Below are 5036 nucleotides of genomic sequence, written 5' to 3' on the forward strand. Positions count from 1 at the left end.
GCCGTGGTGCTCGTCTCGGCCGGTCTCGCCGCGATCGATCCGGTCGGTCTGGGTTGGAGCGCCGCTCCCCCCGGAGCTGCCGACGCGCCCGTGCAGACGGTTCGGGTCGAGGCGGCGAACATGCGCTTCACCCCGAATCGCATCGAGGTGCCCGCGGGCACCCGCCTGGTGATCGAGGTCGCGAACACCGACGACGAGCAGGTGCACGATCTCGTCTTCGCCAACGGCGTCGCCGGCCGGAGACTCGCCCCCGGTGAGAAGCAGACGATCGACGTCGGCGTGATCACCGCCGATCTCGACGGGTGGTGCTCGATCCTCGGACACCGGCAGATGGGCATGACCCTGCAGATCGTCGCCACGGGCGCGGAGGCGGGTGGCGGCTCGAACGTGACACCGGATGCCGGTGGACACGACATGAGTCACATGGGCGGCAGCGCGACCGGATCGGCACCCGGGGCAGCGGACCGCACGCGGACCGCGCCCGACCTGATGGCAGAGCCCGGGCCCGGATTCACGCCCTACGATGCCGTGCTGCCCGCGCTTGCAGCATCCGATGCTCCGGTCACCCGCGAGATGACCCTCACCGTCCGCGACGAGAAGCGCGAGGTGGCGCCAGGGGTCACGCAGACGCTGTGGACGTACAACGGCACCGCACCCGGGCCGCTGCTGCACGGCCGGGTCGGCGACCGATTCGTGATCACCCTCGAGAACAGGGGCACGATGGGGCACTCGATCGACTTCCACGCCGGCTCGCTCGCCCCCGGCCGGCCGATGCGCACCATCCCTCCCGGTGAGAGCCTCACCTACACCTTCACCGCGACGCGCGCCGGCATCTGGATGTACCACTGCTCGACCATGCCGATGACCGCCCACATCGCGAACGGGATGTACGGCGCGGTGATCATCGAGCCCCGCGATCTGCCCGCCGTCGACCGCAGCTATGTGCTCGTGCAGGGCGAGTACTACCTCGGCGACCACGACGGCGGCATGGTCGACCCCGACCGCATCGCCACCGGCGACCCCGACCTCGTCACCTTCAACGGATACGCGAACCAGTACGACCACGCGCCGCTGCCGGCGCGGGTCGGCGAGCGAGTGCGGGTGTGGGTTCTGGATGCCGGGATCGAGCGCCCGAGCAGCTTCCACGTCATCGGCGGCCAGTTCGACACGGTCTGGTCGGAGGGCGCCTATCTGCTCGACCGCTCGGCCGATACCGGGTCGCAGGCTCTGGCGCTGCAGCCCGCGCAGGGCGGGTTCGTCGAGCTGACGTTCCCCGAGAAGGGCACGTATCCGTTCGTGTCGCATCTGATGATCGACGCCGAGCGGGGAGCGCACGGCCTCTTCGCGGTGGGCGAGTAGCGCCACGCCCGATGCGGCCGGGACGGCCGGCTTACGGATCGGGGGCCGACACTCCAGATGACGGACGCTTCACGGTGATCGGGCCGACATCTGGAGTGTTGGCCCCCGGAGCGTAACGGCGCGCCGCCTCCCCGCATAGGGTTCTGGCCTACGCTTCCCCTGAGTTGAGGAGGCAGCATGATCCGGACGGTGCTGGTCGCGCTCGCCGCGGTGTTCGCCTGGGGCGCACTGGCCGGATGCTCTGCGGCATCCGACGCCCCGCGGCCCGACGCGGCGGAGCGCGCGACTGCCGACCTGTGGGCGGCGATCGAGGCGGAGGACGCCGACGCGACCATCCGCGCGATCGAAGACGGCGCACGCCTCGAAGACCGCGGCGGTGACAAGAACGCTACCCCGCTCATCCAGGCCACGAAGAAGAACCTGCCCCTGATCGCCCAGGTGCTCATCGACGCCGGCGCCGATGTGAACGCGAAGGACGGCATCCAGGATTCCGCTTTCCTCTACGCCGGCGCCGAAGGGCTCGACGAAATCCTGCGGATGACGATCGACGCGGGCGCCGACGTCGCGAGCACCAATCGCTACGGAGGTACCGCGATCATCCCCGCCAGCGAGCACGGTCACGTGAGCACGGTGAAGGTGCTCATCGCCGCGGGCGTTCCGGTCGACCATGTGAACGATCTCGGGTGGACGGCGATGCACGAGGCGATCGTGCTGAACGACGGCGGGCCGGATCAGGTCGAGACGGTGCGCCTGCTGCTCGAGGCCGGCGCCGACCCCGACATCACCGACCGTGAGGGGCGCACGTCGCGCGAGCTGGCGGTCGAGCATGGTCACGACGAGATCGTCGCGGTGATCGACGCGGCCGGGTGAGAGGGTGGATGCCATGGATGCCACAGACCTGACCCACCTGCGCCGCTGCGTCGACCTCGCGCGTGAGGCGCTCGACGCCGGCGACGAGCCGTTCGGCTCGCTGATCGTCTCCGCCGGCGGGGAGGTGCTCTTCGAGGACCGCAACCGGGTCGCCGGCGGCGATCACACCCGGCATCCGGAGTTCGAGATCGCGCGGTGGGCGGCGGCGCATCTGTCCCCGCAGGAGCGGGCGGATGCCACGGTGTACACCTCGGGAGAGCACTGCCCGATGTGCTCGGCCGCGCACGCGTGGGTGGGCCTCGGACGCATCGCGTACGCGACGTCGTCGGCGCAGCTGTCGCAGTGGCACGAGGAGTGGGGGCTGGGGCCCGGCCCCGTGGCCGCGCTTCCGATTCAGACGGTCGCTCCCGGCATCCCGGTCGACGGGCCCGCAGACGATCTCGTCGACGAGGTCAAGCAGCTGCAGCGGCGCCTCGCCGAGCGCCGGTCTTCCTAGACTGGATCGATGCGACCACTCACCGAGACCCAGGTCCGCGAGGCGATCAAGAACGCCGATGCCGATGAGATCGAGCAGATCGGGATGCCCCACGACTTCGTCCTGACCGACTGGGACTACATCGACTTCCTCGCCTGGCGAGACCCCGAATCGAGCCGGCGCGCGGTCGTGATCGTCGAGCACGACGGGCATCCGATGGGCATCGTGCTGCGCTCGACCGACCCGGCACGGGTGCGCTCGGGCATGTGCAACATCTGCCGCACCATGCAGCCGGGCAGCCAGGTGGCGCTGCTGACCGCGAGACGCGGTGGGGCGAAGGGGCGCCGCGGCGACAGCGCGGGCACGTACATCTGCGCCGACCTGTCGTGCCACGACAACGTGCGCCTCGCGCATCCGCTCGCGCCGAGCGAGGTGCGCGCGCCCGGCCAGATCGACCAGCGGCTCGACGGCACGAAGCACCGCATGGAGGACTTCGTGGTGCGCGTGCTGTCGGAGGATTGAGCCCCCCGGTCCGGCCCTCGGGCGAGGTGCGGGGTCAGTTTCGTACGGTTTCGGGGCCGCGGGCGTGCCGAATCGACCTGGCACCGGCACCGGCGGTGTGACGCTCAGTACCCGCTAGGCTGAAACCCCGTCTTGCGCATCGAAGGAGAGCCATGTCCGAGCCGCTTCAGCTCACGATCGACGAGGGCCTCGCCCGGCTCACTCTCAACCGTCCGGCGAGCCTGAACGCCTTCGACGCCGACCTGGCGCACGCCTGGCGGGATGCCACCGCCGAGGCCGTCGCGCGCGACGATGTCGGGGCCATCCTCATCGACAGCAACGGCCGCGCCTTCTGCGCCGGCGGCGACGTGGTCGCGATGTCGGCGAGCATGTCAGGCGGGCACGAGATCACCGCTCTCGCGCAGGTCATCAACGCGGGCATCCTGTCGCTGACCACATCGGCCATCCCGGTCGTCGCGGCCGCACACGGCACCACGGCGGGCGGCGGCTTGGGCATCCTGATGTGCAGCGACTACGCGGTCGTCGGCGCGAGCTCGAAGATCGGCAGCCGCTACGCGAACATCGGACTCACGCCCGACCTGTCGGTCTCGGCGCAGCTCGCTCGCGCGGTCGGCGAGCGTCGTGCGCTGCAGCTGCTGCTGCAGGATCGGATGCTGACGGCCGAGGAAGCCGTCGACTGGGGTCTCGTCGCCGAGGCCGTCTCCGGCACCGATCCGGAGGCGGAGGCGGATGCTGTGCGCGAGCGCGCCGAGCAGGTCGCCCGATTCTGGCTGGCCGGTGCATCCGCCGCGTACGGGCAGGCGAAGCGCCTGGTGCGCTCGCAGCCGTCGCGCTCGTTCGAGCAGCAGCTGAACGCCGAGGCCGACTCCATCGGCGCGGCGTTCGACACGGTCGACGCGCAGGCGCGCATCGCCGGATTCGCGGCCGCCTCGCGTAAGCGCTGAGGCTTGTCCACAGCATCCGGTCGTCCCGACGGGTGCATGCGAGGATGAGACCACCGACCGGGGAGGATCTCACCATGTCCGACGCCACACCGTCAGCCGAGCATCCGGCGACAGCCGACTCGAACAAGCCCATGTCCTCGAAGCTGCTGCGCGGTGCCATCTGGATCGCGATCGGTGCTCTGATCGCCGCGGCCCTGGTCTGCGTGGTCTGGGTTCTGGTCGGCGATCAGGACGGACTGATCGGGCGGGCGTTCCTCACGATCCTGCTGCTCGCCCTGTTCGCGGGCGTCGCGATCGCCGAGGCGCATCTCGCCGAGCGTCGCCCCGACTGGCTCGCCCTGTCGAGCATGATCAGCTGGATCATCGTGCTGCTCGTCGGCGCGGTGAAGATCTGGCTGCCGCGTGACATGTCGGAGACCTTCGGCTGGGCGGGAGCGAGGTTCCTCCAGTTCCTGCTCGTGATCGCGGTCCTGCAGCTCGCCCTGGCGCACGTGCGTCTGTTCACGAAGGCCTCCCGCCGCTACGTCACGACATTCACGCGGGTGATCGTCATGGTCACCTTCGCCATGCTCGCCGGCCTGGTCGCGCTGCTGGTGTTCCACCTGACCCTCCCCGACCAGTTCCGGTACGACGACCTGTACTGGCGAATCGTGGTCGCGCTGGCGATCCTCACCGCCGTCGGCACCACCCTGATCCCGCTGCTGAACGCCCTGTTCGCGCCGCGCGCACCTCGGCCCGCGCGCCCGGTCGCCGCGGTCGCTCCGCAGCAGATGTGGCCGACCTACGCCGACGGTCGCACGCCGCTGCCGGCGCTTCCCGATGGCAGCCCCGACTTCAACGCGTACTACACGGGCCGTCCGACGTAC

6 protein-coding genes are annotated in these 5036 nt (G+C 70.3%); all 6 read left to right on the forward strand.

The genetic code is table 11. The annotated features are described in order from the left end of the window. The coding region (locus RT309_RS13545; RefSeq protein ID WP_313357860.1) for a multicopper oxidase domain-containing protein at positions 1-1359 on the forward strand (1359 nt) is incomplete at its 5' end. Positions 1360-1536: 177 nt separating this feature from the next. Continuing rightward, positions 1537-2229 (forward strand): ankyrin repeat domain-containing protein, encoded by a 693-nt coding sequence (locus RT309_RS13550; RefSeq protein ID WP_313357862.1) that lies wholly within the window; start codon positions 1537-1539, stop codon positions 2227-2229. 13 nt (positions 2230-2242) lie between these two features. Further along, positions 2243-2725 carry a nucleoside deaminase gene (locus RT309_RS13555; RefSeq protein ID WP_313357864.1) on the forward strand — a complete coding sequence of 161 codons (483 nt, stop codon included), beginning with the start codon at positions 2243-2245 and terminating at the stop codon, positions 2723-2725. A gap of 9 nt (positions 2726-2734) precedes the next feature. Beyond that, the gene (locus RT309_RS13560) at positions 2735-3226 is read left to right on the forward strand and encodes an FBP domain-containing protein (RefSeq protein ID WP_313357866.1); all 492 of its coding nucleotides are present in this window, start codon (positions 2735-2737) and stop codon (positions 3224-3226) included. A 152-nt stretch (positions 3227-3378) separates the two neighbouring features. Further along, positions 3379-4170 carry an enoyl-CoA hydratase/isomerase family protein gene (locus RT309_RS13565; protein ID WP_313357868.1) on the forward strand — a complete coding sequence of 264 codons (792 nt, stop codon included), beginning with the start codon at positions 3379-3381 and terminating at the stop codon, positions 4168-4170. A 74-nt stretch (positions 4171-4244) separates the two neighbouring features. After that, the coding region (locus RT309_RS13570) for a hypothetical protein (RefSeq protein WP_313357870.1) at positions 4245-5036 on the forward strand (792 nt) is incomplete at its 3' end.

The sequence above is a fragment of the Microbacterium sp. genome (assembly GCF_032084865.1).
GTDB lineage: Bacteria > Actinomycetota > Actinomycetes > Actinomycetales > Microbacteriaceae > Microbacterium.